Source organism: Yersinia sp. 2553 StPb PI (genome assembly GCF_052217105.1).
Lineage (GTDB): Bacteria > Pseudomonadota > Gammaproteobacteria > Enterobacterales > Enterobacteriaceae > Yersinia > Yersinia enterocolitica_E.
The window spans coordinates 3632117-3649663 of the sequence record NZ_JAZGPX010000002.1 but is presented as its reverse complement, the minus strand read 5'-3'; the positions used below and the strand labels follow the sequence as shown (position 1 = coordinate 3649663).

Sequence of the window (17547 nt, the reverse complement as noted above, 5' to 3'; positions counted from 1 at the left end):
TAAATTCACCAAACTATATTAATAGAAATGAATGAAATCTAAAGATATTCCTTTATTAACTTTGATGGAAATCAGGATTTTTTTGGCTTTATGGGGAATAAACAGCGTAGATAGCGGCATAATAGTGGCGCTGAGGCAGTATCACTTCAGCGCCGATAGAGTCGTTTTTAATTCAAATCGCAGGGCGATAGTCACGCCAATAACCGATCAGGGTTTGGTAATTTTGTTTCACTTGTGTCATTAACTCGGCATCATTCAATTCACCTTGTAACCAGTGGCGCGATGCCAGGCCAAAAATGGTCCGGCCGACAGCAAAACCTTTAACCCACGGGGCGTGTGCAGCAGCGGCAAACCCTGCTTTTAATACGGCCTCTGTCGAGTCCAGCCCAAGAATTAATACACCTCGGCAATAGGGATCTTCAGTTTCAATCAGTTTGCCAACCAGTTGCCAGTTTTCTGCCGTTAGCGGCGGCAGCTTCCACCAATCTGGCTGAATGCCTAGTTGATAGAAATGAGCCATAGTTTCAATATAATAGCGCTCATCCTTATCCTTATTATCTTCAGGTAAAATCACTTCCAGTAGCAATTCATGTCCTGATTTACAGCATCCACGATATACATCCACAATCAGCTCATCCTGCTGTTGGCGCAGTTCTGCACGGTCTTGGGGATGATAAAAAACCAGACACTTAACAACATGTTCAAGTGGCCAATCTATTAGCTGGGAACCAATATTACCGTGTTCAAGCCGTAATGGCCTGGAACTGGGTAATTCTATGGGGCGGCCTATCCACCATCCCTGGCCGGTAATGATATTGAGCGCCTCCTGACCATATGTCGTATCAGCCAGAATGCCACTTTTATGCTCCAATCCAGACTCCAAAGCGGCTTGTTGCGCTGCTTGTAGCAACAATGTCTTAAGTTTTGGGATGCGCTCTTCACCAACACCGGCTTCACGGGCCATATCAGCCAATTGTTTGCGGTGGTCAAAGGCAAAAACACAAAGTTCAGGCCACTGTTGCTTACGGGTAGTCACCCGATGTAAATGATTAAGGCGGCTATCCTTGTCAGGGCGTGACACGGAATATTCGCGGCTAAGATAATCATCCAGTTCAATTTTTGTCGGCATCGCTGGAGCACAACCATGACGTGAAACAACTAGCGCCCCACAGGCATTGGCGTAGCGGCAGGCTTGCTCCCAGCCTTCATCATTCAGATAACCGCGCAGCAGGCCAGACATGAAGGCATCGCCAGCCCCTAATACGTTGAGAACCTCGACGCGCACACCAGAATGCAGTTTGATTGACTCCCAACGGGTGGGAATATCCCCTTCAAAAACAGAGCAACCTTGTGCTCCGCGCTTGCAAACCAGTGTCGCTGGCGTGGTTTTACGCACATTTTGCAGGGCTGTCAGCGTATCTGTGCTCCCCCCCGCAATGTGAAATTCTTCTTCTGTACCAACGATTAAATTGAAATGATGCAGTACTTCCTGCAATTCCTGCGTTACTTTTTGCGACTCTATGAAACGCGTTTCACCGTCTCCAAGTGAGGTCAGGCCCCATAATACCGGACGATAATCAATATCGAGCGCTGTGCGCAACCCATACTTATGGGCATATTCCAATGCTTTTAGCACTGCTGCTCGGGTATTCGGATGCGAAAGATGTGTACCCGTGATTGCCAGCGCGCGTGATGAAGCAATATATGTCTCGTCAATATCATCTGGCGTCAGGGCCATATCAGCGCAGTTTTCACGGTAAAAGATCAGTGGAAAAGTCTCTTGATCTTTAATACCCAGAATAACCAGACCTGTCAGCCGTTGTTTATCAGTAATAAGAAAACGGGTATCAGACCCAACACGCTGTAATTCCTCGCGTAGGAAACGGCCCATATGTTCATCGCCAACACGTGCCAGCATGCCTGACTTCAAGCCCTGAATTGCCGTGCCATAAGCAACATTACCTGATGACCCGCCTAAATATTTGGCAAATGTACTGGTATCTTCCAGCCGGGCACCAATCTGCTGCCCATAAAAATCGACGGCAATACGACCGATACATATGACATCCAGTACTTTGTGTTGTGTACCCATCCCCATTTCCTTCTGTATTAAACCAAGCCCCGACAGTGACCGATGAAATAAACCTGTAATGACATTTCTAAAACCAGTATGAGGAATAAAAATTTCAAGTTCAAGATTAAATGAAATTTATTCCCCGGTTGTGTGACGAAGATAAAAGCCTCATATCAGGTCTGAAAATGGGACTTACACCAAAAGCTTAGGCCGGTTATTGGCAGTGTTTTCGAGGTGTAATAAAGAAGAGTTAAAATCAAAATAGTATATTAATATCAATTAATTATGCGTTTTTATTGACGATTGGAAATGAACGGTCGATTGCATGGTAAGAGGGGGGACGCGTTATTTCAGTGTTTCTGAGAATATTTGATCTTCATCGCAGAATGAAATGTTTCTTCTGTAATTTTATTTTATGAAAAAAATATTTGTTTATAATCCCTGCTATGTTTCACCTTACTGTCGTCAGCCAGGCGAAAGCTAACAAGTCTGCTGCTTCTCTCCGGCATATGTATCTTCAGGGGCTGAACGTCACTTGGTCACCATGATGTAGCGCAACAGAGCAAAGGATGGGTAAATGAATAAGATTCGGCTAACCACTGCACAGGCATTAGTCCGGTTTTTGGACAACCAATACCTGCAAGTTGATGGTCAGGAAATCAAATTTATCAAAGGGATTTTTGCTATTTTTGGCCACGGTAATGTGCTGGGAATGGGGCAGGCGTTGGAACAAAACTGTGGCGATTTAGTGGTTCATCAGGGGCGGAATGAGCAAGGGATGGCCCATGCCGCTACCGGTTTTGCCAAACAAAAACTGCGCCAGCAAATTTATGCCTGCACCTCATCCGTCGGGCCGGGCAGCGCTAATATGATTACCGCCGCTGCAACGGCAACGGCCAATCGTATTCCTCTACTATTGCTCCCAGGCGACGTATTTGCATCCCGCCAACCGGACCCAGTGTTACAACAAATAGAACAATCTCATGACCTTAGCATCAGCACTAATGATGCATTCAAACCGGTTAGTAAATACTGGGATCGCATTACGCGGCCAGAGCAACTGATGAGAGCCTGTATTAATGCGATGCGGGTTCTGACTGATCCGGCAGAAACGGGGGCTGTGACACTGAGCTTGCCACAAGATGTGCAGGCTGAAGCCTATGACTATCCTGACTATTTCTTCCACAAGCGAGTTCATCGCCTTGACAGACGCCCTGCCAGTGCCGCTATGCTGGCTGATGCCATTGCGTTACTGACCGCCAAACGTAAGCCCATTTTGGTATGTGGGGGAGGGGTGAAATACTCACAAGCCGGCCAGGCATTGCAACGATTTGCTGAATGTTTTGGTTTGCCGTGGGTAGAAACGCAAGCCGGTAAAGGCACTATCAGCTCAGAACATGAATTAAATCTTGGTGGTATTGGTGAAACCGGCTGCCTGGCTGCTAACACATTAGCAAAACAGGCGGATCTGGTGATCGGCGTTGGCACTCGCTATAGCGATTTCACCACGTCCTCTAAATGGTTATTCCAGAATCCAGACGTTTCATTCCTGAATATTAATGTCAGTGCCTTTGATGCCGGCAAATTGGATGGTTTGCAATTGTTGGCTGATGCGCGTGAGGCATTATCAGCATTGCATCAACAGCTTGGCACTACCGGTTATCAAGCCGGATGGGGGGATGAAATTGCTCGCATGCGCGCGGAACAATTAGCTGAAACGCGGCGGGTTTATCAAGTGCAATACCGCGCCGACGATTTCGTTCCTGAAATTAATGACCATTTGGACCGTGAACAGGTTTTTGCTGAATTTATCAATAAAACCGGCTCTTTCTTGACGCAAAGCCAAGTGCTGGGAGTACTGAATAACACATTACCTCCTGATGCCATCATTGTTGCGGCTGCGGGTAGTTTGCCCGGCGATTTACAGCGGGTGTGGCGTACCAAAGGGAGTAACGACTATCACGTCGAATACGGTTATTCGTGCATGGGTTATGAGGTGGGTGCCGCACTGGGTGTGAAGTTAGCTGAACCAGACAGGGAGGTCTACTCATTGGTTGGGGACGGCGCATTTATGATGCTGCATTCCGAACTGGTTACCTCTATTCAAGAGCGTAAAAAAATTAACGTTGTGCTGTTCGATAACATGACGAATGGCTGCATCAACAACCTGCAAATGGAACATGGCATGGACAGCTATGCCACAGAATTCCGCTTTCGTAATGAGGACACAGGCCAATTAGATGGCGGTCTTGTTCCGGTTGATTTTGCCATGCTGGCTGCCGCCTATGGCTGTAAAACATATCGTGTTTCTACCGAGCAACAGCTGATCGATGCATTAACCGATGCCCATTCGCAGGCAATTTCTACCTTGATTGACATAAAAGTGCTGCCAAAGACCATGGTACATAAATACCTGAGTTGGTGGCGGGTAGGGGTTGCTCAGGTTTCTGAAAGTGAACGAACCGATGCAGTGGTTCGTGAGCTGGAAAAAAATATCGCCAAAGCCCGTGATTACTAAGGCTAATTAAGCAGGCAATCAATGCGTTATACCCAATAGCTTTCAACACACAAAATGGCGGTACAGGGATGTGCCGAGTCATGAGGGCTGCCAACGCACCTGCAACTTGCAAGTTGAGCTGGATGTGAAGTCGTAAAACGAGCAGGTATCACCTGCAAACCGAAACTTCATGAGGAAAATAATATGTCGTTAAATATTGGTGTCATCGGAACAGGTGCTATCGGCCAGGATCATATTCGTCGTTGCAGTAAAGTTTTACAGGGCGCTCGTGTGGTTGCTGTAACGGATATCAATCAGCAGCATGCCACTAAAGTTATTCGTGATCTGGGTATTGAGGCGAATATCTATGCCGATGGGCATGAAGTGATTAATGCAAAAGAGGTGGATGCGGTATTAGTCACATCTTGGGGGCCGAGTCACGAAGAGTTTGTTCTGGCAGCCATCGCTGCGGGTAAATATGTATTTTGTGAAAAGCCGTTGGCGGTGACAGCTGAAGGGTGTAAGCGAATTGTAGAGGCTGAAGCCGCCAAGGGTAAACGCTTGGTTCAGGTTGGGTTTATGCGCCCTTATGATCAGGGTTATCGCGCACTGAAAGATGTGATTACTCGTGGGGAAATCGGTGAACCCTTGATGCTGCATTGTGCTCACCGTAACCCGAGAGTCGGCGAAAATTACACCACCAATATGGCTATTACTGACACATTGATCCATGAGATTGATGTACTGCGCTGGCTGCTGGATGATGATTATGTCTCCGTTCAGGTTGTTTTCCCACGTAAAGCCAAACACGCTAAAGCGCATCTGAAAGACCCGCAGGTGGTGTTATTTGAAACGGCGAAAGGAACGCGTATAGATGTTGAAATCTTTGTGAACTGTCAATATGGCTATGATATTCAATGTGAAGTGGTAGGTGATACCGGTATTGCAAAATTACCAGAACCCTCATCCGTGCTGATGCGCAGCCAGGCACGGCTATCGCATGAAATACTGACCGATTGGAAAGACCGCTTTATTGATGCTTATGATGTTGAGTTACAAGCATTTATCAATGACGTTTTAGCTGAAAAACTCACCGGTCCTTCTGCCTGGGATGGTTTTGCTGCCGCCGTTACTGCGGATGCCTGTATTGCGGCACAGAATAGCGGTGAAATTGTTCCTGTGAGTTTGCCGCCACGACCTGATTTTTATAATAAATAACATCAAACTCTGCTGCCTGTGCGCTAGCTAGCCTGCTGCCGCATAGTCAGGTTTTTTGTTGCAAATGGAGTTTATCTCAAGCTTGCATGTATCTTGCGTGAAACGGGGGAGCGATGAAGATTGCATTTGATGTTGATGTCATTAAAGGCCTTGGTATCAGCAATATGGTTCGTCAAGTGGCAGAATGGGGATATGACTATATTGAACAATCACCGCATCCGCAGTTAAACCCATTTTATAAACACCCAAAAGCGGGCCGCGAAGTTGTTGCTGAATATAAGAAAGTACTAAAAGAAACCGGGGTGCAAATATCTTCCTTTATTGTGGTTTATCGTTGGGCTGGGCCACTCGAGGCAAGGCGGCAGGCTGCGGTGACCAACTGGAAGAGAATGATTGAAATTGCAGTTGAAATGGGTGTCTCTGTGATTAATACCGAACTTTCTGGCGATCCAAATGAGCCAGAAGTTTGCGAAGAGATGTGGTATCGCTCAATGGAAGAGTTATTGCCGATTATTGAGCGGGAAGGGATTCGGGTAGAGATTCAATCTCATCCGTGGGATTTTTGTGAAGAAAATAATGAAACCGCAGATTTAGTGAAATCACTCCGCAGCGATAATGTGAAGTATCTGTATAGCGTGCCCCATACCTTTTTCTACGATAAGGGCAAAGGAGACGTTGCCAGCATGCTGAAATATGCGGGTGTTGACCTTTCTCATGTATTGATTGCAGACACCATGAATCACACCAAGCATTGCCGTTATATTGTGAATCCACCAGGTGTTGATGCGGTTATTCATCAACATGTTGGTATTGGTGAAGGGGAAGTCGATTTCTCTGCCTTATTTCAAACTCTGCGCGATATGGATTTCGCTAATCGCACCTTTAAAGTCGGTGGTGAGTCAATTATTGCGACTTCTCTTTTTGGTTATCCAGAAAAAATGGTGCATCAGGCGGTGGCTACTCGCGAACGTATTGAGCGCGAATTGTTGGGGAAATAAAGTCGCCCGGCGGCCTCAGTTGCAAGTTCTCTTTAAGATTTTAAATAAAAACTTAGCCCAACGTTATTGACGTTGCAGTGAACAACGCCGCAGCTTCAAGCGCCAAAGGTATATTTTCCTGCATTAAAGACGGGCAATTAATCACATTTTAATTGTATTCATCTCTATAAATTGGATGTATCGCAGAGGTTTATTATGAATAAAGAACGTGTGAAGTTAGCAATCGCGCCAATTGGCTGGACCAATGATGATATGCCTGACTTAGGCAAAGAAAATACCTTCCAACAATGTATCAGTGAAATGGCTCTTGCCGGATTTACTGGTTGCGAGGTTGGTAGTAAATACCCGCGAGATCCTAACGTACTTAAACCTATGCTTGAGCTGCGCGGTATGCAGATTTGTAATGCATGGTTTAGCACTTTCTTTGCCGATGACCAGCGGACCAAGACCATTGATGAATTTATTAATCATATGAATTTCCTCCATATAATGGGCGCAAAAGTGATTGGTTGCTCAGAACAAAGTAAGAGCATTCAAGGGACGACGAAGGCAGTATTTGAAGAAAAACCACACTTCACTGATGTGCAATGGCAGCGAGTTGCTGATGGTTATAACGAATTAGCCAAGATTGCGGCAACCAAAGGTATGCAAGTCTGTTTGCACCACCATATGGGGACGGGGATCCAAACTACCGAAGAAATAGATCGTTATATGAGTATGGTTAACGACGATGTATATCTGCTCTTTGATACAGGTCATGCCTATGTTTCTGAGGGGAGCCAGGCGGCGATGCTGGCTATTTTGGAGAAATACCTGCCGCGTATTAATCATGTTCATTTAAAAGATGTGCGGGATGAAATAGTGGCTGATGTGAAAGCGAATAAACTCAGTTTCCTCGATGGGGTGAAAAAAGGCATGTTCACTGTACCGGGCGATGGGGTAATTGATTTCCGTCCGGTATTTAAATTGCTGGATGAAAAAGGCTATCAGGGCTGGATGGTAGTAGAGGCAGAGCAGGATCCGGCTATCGCTAATCCATTTGAGTATGCAGTAAAAGCCCGCCACTATATTAAAGAAACCGCGAGCATTTAGTCATATTCAGTTATGGCAGGGGATAGGCTGATACACTATCCCCTGAGGATTAGGCGGATATCTTGATTCGCCCCATATGATACGCATCGATATATTGGCCCTCGCGAAAAGCAAAGCGTGGGCTGGTACCTTCAATTTCAAAGCCAAACTTGCGGTAAAGCGCGATAGCCGCCAGATTATCGACAAACACTGTTAGCTCAATACGTTGTATATTCAACCAGTTATCACATAAATCAATCATGGCAGTCATTAATACACTGCCGATGCCTTGTCCACAGTAATTTGCATCAACGGCAATACCAAAAGTGGCGACATGCTTACGCCGTGCCCGTTGGTTGGCTTCGACAGTCAATTGCCCAACGATCTCCTCGTCAATACATGCCACCAGGCTATGCATCCCGGCGGGAAAATCTTTAATTCTTTTGGCCCACATCTCTTCAGAAGGTAGGGGAAGCTGTAACGTGTCGCGATAAACCTGTGGATGAGAAAATAACTGCCGCAAAGCGGGATAGTCGGTGAACTCCACATGGCGTATCTGCACATTTTCCATAAACATACCCTTACTCTTACTATTTGAATTACCTAATAAAATAGCGTTTTATTTACCTGAGTCAATAATATTGCAGGTGGTTAGAAAAAACACTTTACAAGTGAGAGTGATAATGATTATCATTGTCGTGCTTTCAGATGAGGCCATCAGTGTTTAGGTGTTCACATTACGAAGGCACGACATTGCTCACATTGCTTCCAGTGTTTACTTAGCCAGCCGGGTGCTGGCTTTTTTTTTGCCTATTTCGCACTGTTTGTTCGCTGCATCATTGGTTCGTAGGCAGTCATATCTCAAGTTCTCTCAACGTTTTCTTTCGCTAATTACTTCAAATTCAAATCATTTGTCTTTCAACTTATTAATCAGTCGAATTTTTTGAACAGAGGAGTGAGTTTTTTACGCTTTCATATTCTCCCGCGACATCTAGACTAAAGAAAACGTTGAGGAGAACTGAACATGATCTATTTACGCAAAGCAGAAGAACGTGGCCATGCTAATCACGGTTGGTTGGACAGTTGGCATACCTTCTCATTCGCTGATTATTACGATCCAGAATTTATGGGGTTTTCAGCACTGCGAGTGATTAACGAAGATGTGATCGATGCAGGTCAGGGGTTTGGTACCCATCCGCATAAAGATATGGAAATTCTGACTTATGTGCTGTCTGGTACTGTCGAGCACAAAGACAGTATGGGTAATAAAGAGCAGATCCATGCCGGTGAATTCCAGATTATGAGCGCAGGTACCGGTATCCGCCATTCAGAATATAATGGCCGTGACGACCAACCGCTGCATTTGTACCAGATTTGGATTATCCCCAATAAGACAGGTTTGGAGCCGCGTTATGAACAGCAGATGTTTGATATCCCGCAAGGGCGGCAGTTGGTGTTATCACCGGATGCCCGCGATGGCTCGCTGAAAGTATTCCAGGACATGACACTCTGGCGCTGGGCACTGAAACGCGAGGAGCAGTCCATTTATCAGATTCAAGCAGAGCGCCGCATCTGGATACAGGTAGTCCGTGGTAAGGTCTCTATCAATGGGCATCATGCTGCGGCCAGCGATGCATTCGCTATCTGGGATGAAGCTGCACTTTCTATTCATGCTGATGAAGACAGTGAAATTTTGTTGTTTGATTTACCGCCAGTTTAAGTTTGACCATCTCATACCCTAATAATTCGAGTTGCAGGAAGGCGGCAATTGAGTGAATCCCGATGAGCTTACTCAGGTAAGTGATTCGGGTGAAAGAAAGCAGCCAACGCATAGGCAGCTTGAAGTATGACGGGTATATGTAAAAAAGGGTATGTGCATCGCGCCATACCCTTTTCTTTGCTAGAATAGCATCCCATTTACCCAGCCTCAGTTCATTGATAATGAAGAAAAAAAGGCCAGTGCTCCAAGACGTCGCCGATATGGTTGGGGTGACAAAAATGACCGTCAGCCGGTATTTGCGTAATCCAGAACAAGTTTCTGCGCTTTTGCAGAAAAAAATCGCGCTGGCATTAGACGAACTGGGCTATATCCCCAACCGCGCCCCCGATATCCTGTCCAACGCGACCAGTCATGCCATCGGTGTATTGTTGCCGTCATTGACCAACCAGGTTTTTGCCGAGGTTTTGCGCGGCATTGAGAGTGTGACGGATGCGCATGGCTATCAGACTATGCTAGCGCACTATGGCTATCAGAAAGAGCGTGAGGAGCAACGGTTAACCTCGTTACTCTCTTATAATATTGACGGCCTAATCCTCTCCGAACGTCACCATACCGCCCGTACATTGAAAATGATTGAGGTCGCGGGGATTCCAGTCATTGAGCTGATGGATTGTATTTCACCGTGTATTGATTTGGCTGTGGGCTTTAATAACTTTGAAGCGGCAAGGCAGATGACGCAGCAAGTTATCGCCAAAGGCCATCGCCATGTTGTCTATTTTGGTGCACGTCAGGATGAGCGTACCGTCATTAAGCAGCAAGGCTATGAGCAGGCGATGCGTGAATCCGGTTTGGTGCCGATGAGCGTGATGACCAGCCGTTCATCGTCATATTCGGCAGGTGCTGAGTTGTTGCGTGAAGCGCAAGCCAGTTATCCACTGATTGACAGTATTTTTTGTACCAATGATGACCTGGCAATTGGTGCTGTATTTGAGTGTCAGCGTCAGGGGTTATCTATCCCTTATGATATGGCAATAGCGGGTTTCCATGGTCACGATATTGGCCAGTCGATGGTACCCAAGCTGGCCAGTGTGCTTACCCCGCGTGAAAGAATGGGGCAAATTGGTGCCGAGCGTTTGCTGGCAAAACTGCGCGGAGAGGCGGTAGCGCCGAGGATGGTTGATGTCGGTTTCACCATCCTCCCCGGCGGCAGTATTTAAATCACAATGGTTTAGCTAAATAACTATTGCTGCCAGATGCTATATCACCATGGCTAATAACAGGCAACCGACCAGGCCGCAGACCGAAATAATGGTTTCCAGCACTGACCATGACTTAAAGGTTTCCACAATGGTCAGGTTAAAGTACTCCTTGAACAACCAAAAGCCCGGGTCGTTGACGTGAGAGAAAATCACGCTACCCGAACCGACGGCAATAACCATTAATTCAGGGCTGGCACCGGTGGTGGCAATGAGCGGTGCCACGATACCGCCAGCCGTAATCGCCGCCACTGTCGCAGAACCTAGCGCAATACGCAGTACGGCTGCGATTGACCATGCCATCAGAATTGGTGATAAACCGCTGCTATTCATCATGTTGGCAATATAATGATCGACGCCACTGTCGACTAAAACCTGTTTGAAAGCACCACCGCCGCCGATAACCAATAGCATCATTGCAATGATTTTGATGGAGTCGGTCACGGTATCCATCACTGATTCCATTGACCGGCCACGGTTTAAGCCAAAGGTGAAAATCGCTATCAATACAGCAATTAAGGTGGCGATCACCGGGTCACCGAAGAACTCCGCATAAGAGAGCACTGGGTGGCCTTTTGGCAAAATCATCTCTGCCACTGCCCGCAATGCCATCAAAATCACCGGAACCAGCGCTGTACAGACACTGACGCCAAAGCTTGGCATCTCTTCATCGGTGAAGGTTTTCGGGTTATACAATCCTTCTGGTACTGGTTTATCAATTCCTTTTAGAAAGCGCGCAAACACCGGGCCGGCCAGAATAACGGTCGGAATTGCCAGTAAAGTCCCGTATAGCAGCGTTTTACCCATATCCGCGTGGAAAATGGTCGCAATAGCCGTTGGGCCTGGGTGAGGTGGCAGGAAACCGTGGGTTACAGACAAGGCTGCGGCCATCGGCACACCGACATACAACAGTGGGATACGGGCTGACGCCGCGATACTAAACACCAGTGGCAGCAACAGTACAAAGCCCACTTCATAAAACAGCGCAAAACCGACAGTAAAACCAGTCAGCACGACCGCCCACTGAATGTGTTTTTTGCCAAATTTATCAATCAGCGTGGTCGCAATTCGTTGAGCACCACCACAATCAGCCAGTAATTTACCGAGCATGGCACCAAAGCCCATAATCAGCGCCAGACTGCCTAACGTTCCGCCAACCCCAGCTTTGATTGAGCCGACGACTTTATCGACTGGCATCCCTTGCATGATACCTACCGCCAGCGCGACCAGTATCAACGAGATAAATCCGTTCAGTTTGAAACGGATCATCAGTAACAGCAGCATGGCAACGCCAACCGCGACAATGACTAATGGCATAGTATTTCTCCAATAACTTTGGGTATTTCGTTTTTTGTTATGATTTGCGGTCAGCTTCTTTTTATCGTCAGTAGGGTCGGAAGATGGCCTTTGTGATAAAAATCACATCTTCATTTGTTACCGGTATCATGATACCGGTAACATGGTAAAATACGGAACCATAGAGAGCAGTAAAATTCCCATTCTGAGATAGAGATCAACATTATGGCAGGACATAGCATTATCGTGATGGGTGTATCGGGTAGCGGCAAAACCACGGTAGGAGAGGCTGTAGCCCGCCAAATCCATGCCAAATTTATTGATGGTGACGATCTGCATCCTCGTGCCAATATTCAGAAAATGGGCAGTGGGCATCCACTGAATGATGAAGATCGTATGCCGTGGCTGGAGCGTTTGAGTGATGCTGCCTACAGCCTGAATCATAAAAATGAAACCGGTATTATTGTCTGCTCAGCGCTGAAGCGCCGTTATCGTGATCGTCTGCGGGAAGGTAATCCGGGGATGGTGTTTATATATCTAAAAGGCAGTTTCGACGTCATCATGGAGCGATTAAAAGCCCGCTCCGGCCATTTTATGCCAACTGATCTGCTGAAAAGCCAGTTTGACGCGTTGGAAGAGCCAGGTTCAGATGAGCCAGATGTTCTCTGCGTCGATATTGATGCGGATATTGATAACGTGGTGCAGCGTTGTGTATTAGCACTGAAAAGTCGTAACTAAAGTGAGTTTATACCCAAGAGGGCGCGCCCCTCTTGGATTGCGCAATTGAGGCCAACCCTATTTGGTCAAATATGCCCGCACACCATCTAAAAACATCTGCGTAGATAGCATCACCAAAATTAACCCCATCAACCGTTCCAGCGCACTGACACCTTTATTACCCAGCAGGCGCAGGAACAGATTCGACATCAGCAAAATCGCCGCAGACAACCCCCACGCAATCATCAACGCCAAAACTAAATGGCTAATTTGATTAGGATATTGATGCGACAGTAGCATCAGCGTTGCCAGAATCGACGGACCCGCGACTAAGGGAATAGCCAGTGGTACTAAGAATGGCTCTTCCCCAGCCGATAACCCGGTAACGTTACTTTCTGGGGTGGGGAAAATCATCTTAATTGCGATTAAAAACAGAATAATACCACCCGATATCGACACCGTTTCAGTTCGCAGATTTAGGAACGCCAGAATCTTCTCGCCAGCGAATAGGAAAATCAGCATTAATATCAGCGCAATGAGCAATTCGCGAATCAATACGACTCGCCGGCGCTTAGGTTCCAGATGCTTGAGTACCGACATAAAAATCGGCAGATTTCCCAGTGGGTCCATAATCAAAAACAGCAGCACTGTTGCCGCAATCATCTCAGTCATTATTACCTCTAGGGACTGGCGTTTCCCGCCAATCAAAGCCACATATTAGGAAGATTGCTTTGAATCATTCTGGTATCGAATAAATTCACTTGCCACTTTGTCCATATTTTGTAAGGTGGTATCAGGTCTATCTTAGTCAGTCTGCCGTACCCTTACAGCGCGCAGTTATACAAGACAGGCATCCATTAATCGGTGTCACCTTCCAAGGCAGGACAGTAAACATGAAAAATGTTGGTTTTATCGGCTGGCGCGGTATGGTCGGCTCAGTACTCATGCAACGCATGATTGAAGAACGCGACTTTGACGGTATTCGCCCGGTCTTTTTCTCCACCTCGCAACATGGCCAGGCCGCGCCGACATTTACCGGCCAGCAAGGTACGTTGCAAGATGCTTATGATATTGATGCGCTGAGTGCATTGGATATTATCATCACCTGCCAAGGAGGAGATTATACCAACGAAGTTTATCCAAAGCTGCGAGAAATCGGCTGGAAAGGCTATTGGATCGACGCCGCTTCTTCTCTTCGTATGCAAGATGACGCAATTATTATTCTGGATCCGGTTAACCATAGTGTCATTCAACAGGGTTTAGATAAAGGTATCAAGACCTTTGCGGGGGGTAACTGTACCGTTAGCCTGATGCTGATGTCTTTGGGTGGTTTGTTTGCTAATAATTTGGTTGAGTGGGCATCAGTTGCCACTTATCAGGCAGCATCCGGTGGTGGCGCGCGCCATATGCGTGAGTTGCTGACTCAGATGGGTATGCTACATGCTGGCGTGGCTAAAGAGTTGCAAGACCCGGCCTCTGCCATTTTGGATATTGAACGTAAGGTCACTGCTGCAACCCGTAGTGGTACCTTGCCGACTGATAACTTTGGCGTACCGCTGGCAGGTAGCCTGATCCCGTGGATCGACAAACAACTGGATAATGGTCAGAGCCGCGAAGAGTGGAAAGGCCAGGCTGAAACTAACAAAATTCTGAACACCAGCAGCGTCATTCCAGTAGATGGTCTGTGCGTGCGCATCGGTGCGCTGCGTTGCCATAGCCAAGCCTTTACGCTGAAACTGAAAAAAGACGTGCCATTGCCAGAAATTGAGCAAATGTTGGCAACGCACAATGACTGGGTTCGTGTTATCCCGAACGACCGCGAGCTGAGCATGCGTGAACTGACTCCGGCTGCGGTAACCGGTACATTGAATACCCCGGTTGGCCGCCTGCGTAAATTGAATATGGGGCCGGAGTATCTCTCCGCCTTTACTGTAGGTGACCAGTTGCTATGGGGCGCGGCAGAGCCATTGCGCCGTATGCTGCGCATCTTGATGTGATTGGTTATTAAGAGTAATAACCATAAAGCCCTGATCTTATGGTCAGGGTTTTTTTATATGATTAACACGGCTTTTTTGTATCCCTCGATGTGTCAGCAACTACGTTGCACGCCACCCGATACGGGCTTCGCACTACAGCAATTGGCTGATATTCAGCTCTTCCATTAAACGATAGTTATCTGAATAATCCACCGGGATGGCAATGACTGCCGGGCCTAATACATCCATAGCTTGATGCAATTTATGGGATAATTCGTCAGCAGATTCTACGGCAAAACCTTTCGCACCAAAGGATTCGGCGTACATTTTGAAATCAATCGGGCCAAAGCTAACTCCCGATGGCCGATGGTATTTTTTCTGCTGCTGTATTTCCACCATGTTGTAACCGTTATCGACCCAAATAATATGCAGTAAATTGCTTTTCAGGCGCACCGCAGTTTCTAGCTCCATACTTGATTGCATAAAACCGCCGTCACCTGATACGGATACGACCTTTTGATGTGGGTTCACCAGTGCGGCGGCAATGGCCCATGGCAGTGCAACACCCATAGTCTGTTGACCGTTTGACATCAAAATTTGACGGGTGCGGAAGCTGTAAAGATAGCGGGCAATCCAGATGTGAAAGCTCCCCATATCGACACATAGGGTCACGTCACTATTAACAATATCCTGCATTGCCCGGACTAAACGCAGCGGATGAATAGCGAAACCACTCATATGGTCAGCCCGGAGGGCCAAGTCTCGTAGTTGGCGGCAGCGCTCTTCCAATACCGCCTGTGTTGCCAATGTTAATATTAACGGGCCATGTATCCGGGGGGCTAATGCATCTATGGTAGCGGCAATATCGCCCAATAACTCTTTTTCCGGTTGATAGGCTGCATCTATTTCGGCGGGTAAAATATCCAGATGTATCAGTGTTGCCTGGCCGTTGTTCCATAGCGCTGGGTCATATTCCACAGGGCTATAACCGATGGTGATAATCACATCGGCTTGTTGTAGTAACTTGTCGCCAGCCTGATTATTAAACAAGCCCACCCGCCCGGCAAAATGATCAAAGTGCGCCTGATCAACCACCCCTGCGGCTTGATAGGTGCTGGTGACAGGTATTTTGCTATGGTGAAGTAAACGCCGAATGGCTTGAGCGTTTGCCGGCTGACTGGCCATCAATCCAAGGAGCAAAATGGGATTTTTAGCGTTGTTAATCAACTTAGCCACGGCAGTAATCTCATCCAAGGGTGCACCGCCATTGTGTGGACATGGTTGATGAATCAATGCCTGGCTGGTCACAGGGTTGTTGAGGATATCTTGCGGCAGGCTAACAAAGGCCGCGCCCGGCCGACCAAATTCAGCGGTTCTAAAGGCATTACCCAGGACTTCTGACAGCGCCGCAGAGGCCGTCACCTCCGCACTAAACTTAGTTATCGGGCGAAAAATACTCACAGTATCCATACTCTGGTGAGTTATTTTCAGGCTATCGGCTCGTTTTACCGCGCCGCCCAGTGCCACCACTGGATCCCCTTCAGAGGTTGCTGTTGCCAGTCCGGTGACTAAGTTGGCGCAACCCGGCCCTGAGGTGACTAATGCAACGCCTGCTTTACCGGTTAGCCGGCCGATGGCCGCAGCCATGAAAGCCGCATTCGCTTCGTGGCGCACCACAATCGTTTGAATGCTGGAATCTTCCAGTGAATTAAATACTCGATCAATTTTAGCGCCGGGAATACCGAACACCTGCTTTACACCTTGCTGCTCTAAATGATTAACCACCAGATCAGCCCCGCACTGCCAAGCCTGAGTATGCGTTTCATTGGTCATGATGTGTTGTCCTCTATGGTTGATTTAGCCGCTATTAATTGATGTTTTACCGCCGGTTAACTTTCTACCGCGCGGATGGCGTTATTGAGATTTTGCGGGGAGAGATTGGCCTGGAGAAAATCAGCTTCCTGCGGCAGATCGATTACCAGTTTGGCCACGGTGCCGAAGGTCAGAACACCCTTTTCCAATTGGTAGTCGAGCACATGGCCACCGCCATTGCGGGTGTCAGTAATAAAATGCTCGTGGTAGCCAGCAACATTTATTCCTTGGGTATAGTCTGGGCTGCGAAAACCGATGATCACGCCATTTTGATGGGTGAAATCAAACGTCGGTTGCTCGGAGATGGCTTCAAGCATGGGTTTATAGGGGCGCTGTTGGCAGGGAACGGTGCGGGTTTCAACGTGGCTGAAGGTGCCATCAATACGCAGAGCACAAAACAGATTATCTGTTTTGGTAAGGTCATCAATCACATTATGGAGCTGCTTTCTGCTTATTTTATGTTCGAAACTGCGTTTTTCTGTCGGCTGAAAAAACGTCATTACTGCGAAAGGTGTCTTCTGTTCTGGTTGTGCTGAACGGGCGCTGCCATCGGATCGTAATTGATAAATTTTACTGTTTAGTGCGACTAATTCACCATCAAGATTGTTAAATGTTCCTAATCCAAAATCACCGTGTTTCAGTAGTTCTGCCATGGTGATTTGGCCTTCATAAACCCCACTAATTAGCGCGCTCATTAGTGATGTTTGATAAATAATGCACTCAGAATGCTTTTCTCTATAGGCAATAAAGCTTTTTACAATCTCTTGAGTACATGAACAATGCGATGTTATTGATTTAGTCATCTCTCTCTCCGTCTTACCTGTAACATAAATTATATTTATATTTACGTAT

At 47.0% G+C, this 17547-nt stretch carries 14 protein-coding genes; 8 read left to right on the top strand and 6 right to left on the bottom strand.

The window, feature by feature from the left end; genetic code table 11:
• Positions 1-172: 172 nt before the first annotated feature.
• Positions 173-2092, bottom strand: coding sequence for a bifunctional 5-dehydro-2-deoxygluconokinase/5-dehydro-2-deoxyphosphogluconate aldolase (locus V2A84_RS18265; protein WP_083161295.1), 1920 nt, complete (start codon positions 2090-2092; stop codon positions 173-175).
• Positions 2093-2651: 559 nt separating this feature from the next.
• Between V2A84_RS18265 and iolD the strand changes: the two genes are divergently transcribed.
• The 4 genes from iolD to iolE all read left to right on the top strand — a co-directional run bounded on the left by iolD (position 2652) and on the right by iolE (position 7879).
• A complete protein-coding gene (gene iolD / locus V2A84_RS18260; RefSeq protein WP_442849003.1) occupies positions 2652-4592 on the top strand; it encodes a 3D-(3,5/4)-trihydroxycyclohexane-1,2-dione acylhydrolase (decyclizing) in 1941 nt (646 codons plus the stop codon).
• Positions 4593-4775: 183 nt separating this feature from the next.
• Positions 4776-5789, top strand: a complete 1014-nt coding sequence (locus V2A84_RS18255) for a Gfo/Idh/MocA family protein (protein WP_083161291.1) — start codon at positions 4776-4778, stop codon at positions 5787-5789.
• Between the two features lie 113 nt (positions 5790-5902).
• Positions 5903-6787 (top strand): sugar phosphate isomerase/epimerase family protein, encoded by an 885-nt coding sequence (locus V2A84_RS18250; protein ID WP_083161289.1) that lies wholly within the window; start codon positions 5903-5905, stop codon positions 6785-6787.
• Positions 6788-6982: 195 nt separating this feature from the next.
• Positions 6983-7879, top strand: coding sequence for a myo-inosose-2 dehydratase (gene iolE / locus V2A84_RS18245; protein WP_083161287.1), 897 nt, complete (start codon positions 6983-6985; stop codon positions 7877-7879).
• A gap of 49 nt (positions 7880-7928) precedes the next feature.
• Here the strand turns inward: iolE and V2A84_RS18240 are convergent, their stop codons facing one another.
• Positions 7929-8429: a GNAT family N-acetyltransferase gene (locus tag V2A84_RS18240; RefSeq protein ID WP_083161285.1), complete on the bottom strand. Its 501-nt coding sequence runs from the start codon at positions 8427-8429 to the stop codon at positions 7929-7931.
• A 453-nt stretch (positions 8430-8882) separates the two neighbouring features.
• On the opposite strand from V2A84_RS18240, the gene V2A84_RS18235 reads away from it, so the two are divergent.
• Together V2A84_RS18235 and gntR are read left to right on the top strand one after the other, a co-directional pair.
• A complete protein-coding gene (locus V2A84_RS18235; protein ID WP_372568482.1) occupies positions 8883-9578 on the top strand; it encodes a pirin family protein in 696 nt (231 codons plus the stop codon).
• A gap of 221 nt (positions 9579-9799) precedes the next feature.
• Positions 9800-10795, top strand: coding sequence for a gluconate operon transcriptional repressor GntR (gntR, locus tag V2A84_RS18230; protein ID WP_372560295.1), 996 nt, complete (start codon positions 9800-9802; stop codon positions 10793-10795).
• A gap of 39 nt (positions 10796-10834) precedes the next feature.
• Here the strand turns inward: gntR and gntT are convergent, their stop codons facing one another.
• The gene (gene gntT, locus V2A84_RS18225) at positions 10835-12151 is read right to left on the bottom strand and encodes a gluconate transporter (RefSeq protein ID WP_372560296.1); all 1317 of its coding nucleotides are present in this window, start codon (positions 12149-12151) and stop codon (positions 10835-10837) included.
• A 204-nt stretch (positions 12152-12355) separates the two neighbouring features.
• On the opposite strand from gntT, the gene V2A84_RS18220 reads away from it, so the two are divergent.
• Positions 12356-12868, top strand: coding sequence for a gluconokinase (locus tag V2A84_RS18220; protein ID WP_083161277.1), 513 nt, complete (start codon positions 12356-12358; stop codon positions 12866-12868).
• Positions 12869-12925: 57 nt separating this feature from the next.
• Here V2A84_RS18220 and V2A84_RS18215 read toward each other — a convergent pair whose 3' ends face one another.
• Positions 12926-13519: a YhgN family NAAT transporter gene (locus tag V2A84_RS18215; protein WP_005186017.1), complete on the bottom strand. Its 594-nt coding sequence runs from the start codon at positions 13517-13519 to the stop codon at positions 12926-12928.
• A gap of 221 nt (positions 13520-13740) precedes the next feature.
• Here V2A84_RS18215 and asd point away from each other — a divergent pair, with 221 nt between their 5' ends.
• Complete coding sequence (asd, locus tag V2A84_RS18210; RefSeq protein WP_083161275.1) at positions 13741-14844, top strand: aspartate-semialdehyde dehydrogenase; 1104 nt, start codon at positions 13741-13743, stop codon at positions 14842-14844.
• Positions 14845-14976: 132 nt separating this feature from the next.
• Here the strand turns inward: asd and alsS are convergent, their stop codons facing one another.
• Together alsS and budA are read right to left on the bottom strand one after the other, a co-directional pair.
• Entirely contained in the window at positions 14977-16656 is a 1680-nt protein-coding gene (alsS, locus tag V2A84_RS18205; RefSeq protein ID WP_442849002.1) for an acetolactate synthase AlsS, read from the bottom strand.
• A 56-nt stretch (positions 16657-16712) separates the two neighbouring features.
• Entirely contained in the window at positions 16713-17498 is a 786-nt protein-coding gene (budA, locus tag V2A84_RS18200; RefSeq protein WP_083161271.1) for an acetolactate decarboxylase, read from the bottom strand.
• Between the last annotated feature and the right edge of the window lie 49 nt (positions 17499-17547).

Excerpts from the sequence above, each read along its gene's own strand:
- V2A84_RS18265 (WP_083161295.1), bottom strand. The coding sequence starts at position 2,092 with ATGGGTACACAACACAAAGTACTGGATGTCATATGTATCGGTCGTATT.
- iolD (WP_442849003.1), top strand. The coding sequence starts at position 2,652 with ATGAATAAGATTCGGCTAACCACTGCACAGGCATTAGTCCGGTTTTTG.
- V2A84_RS18255 (WP_083161291.1), top strand. The coding sequence starts at position 4,776 with ATGTCGTTAAATATTGGTGTCATCGGAACAGGTGCTATCGGCCAGGAT.
- V2A84_RS18250 (WP_083161289.1), top strand. The coding sequence starts at position 5,903 with ATGAAGATTGCATTTGATGTTGATGTCATTAAAGGCCTTGGTATCAGC.
- iolE (WP_083161287.1), top strand. The coding sequence starts at position 6,983 with ATGAATAAAGAACGTGTGAAGTTAGCAATCGCGCCAATTGGCTGGACC.
- V2A84_RS18240 (WP_083161285.1), bottom strand. The coding sequence starts at position 8,429 with ATGGAAAATGTGCAGATACGCCATGTGGAGTTCACCGACTATCCCGCT.
- V2A84_RS18235 (WP_372568482.1), top strand. The coding sequence starts at position 8,883 with ATGATCTATTTACGCAAAGCAGAAGAACGTGGCCATGCTAATCACGGT.
- gntR (WP_372560295.1), top strand. The coding sequence starts at position 9,800 with ATGAAGAAAAAAAGGCCAGTGCTCCAAGACGTCGCCGATATGGTTGGG.
- gntT (WP_372560296.1), bottom strand. The coding sequence starts at position 12,151 with ATGCCATTAGTCATTGTCGCGGTTGGCGTTGCCATGCTGCTGTTACTG.
- V2A84_RS18220 (WP_083161277.1), top strand. The coding sequence starts at position 12,356 with ATGGCAGGACATAGCATTATCGTGATGGGTGTATCGGGTAGCGGCAAA.
- V2A84_RS18215 (WP_005186017.1), bottom strand. The coding sequence starts at position 13,519 with ATGACTGAGATGATTGCGGCAACAGTGCTGCTGTTTTTGATTATGGAC.
- asd (WP_083161275.1), top strand. The coding sequence starts at position 13,741 with ATGAAAAATGTTGGTTTTATCGGCTGGCGCGGTATGGTCGGCTCAGTA.
- alsS (WP_442849002.1), bottom strand. The coding sequence starts at position 16,656 with ATGACCAATGAAACGCATACTCAGGCTTGGCAGTGCGGGGCTGATCTG.
- budA (WP_083161271.1), bottom strand. The coding sequence starts at position 17,498 with ATGACTAAATCAATAACATCGCATTGTTCATGTACTCAAGAGATTGTA.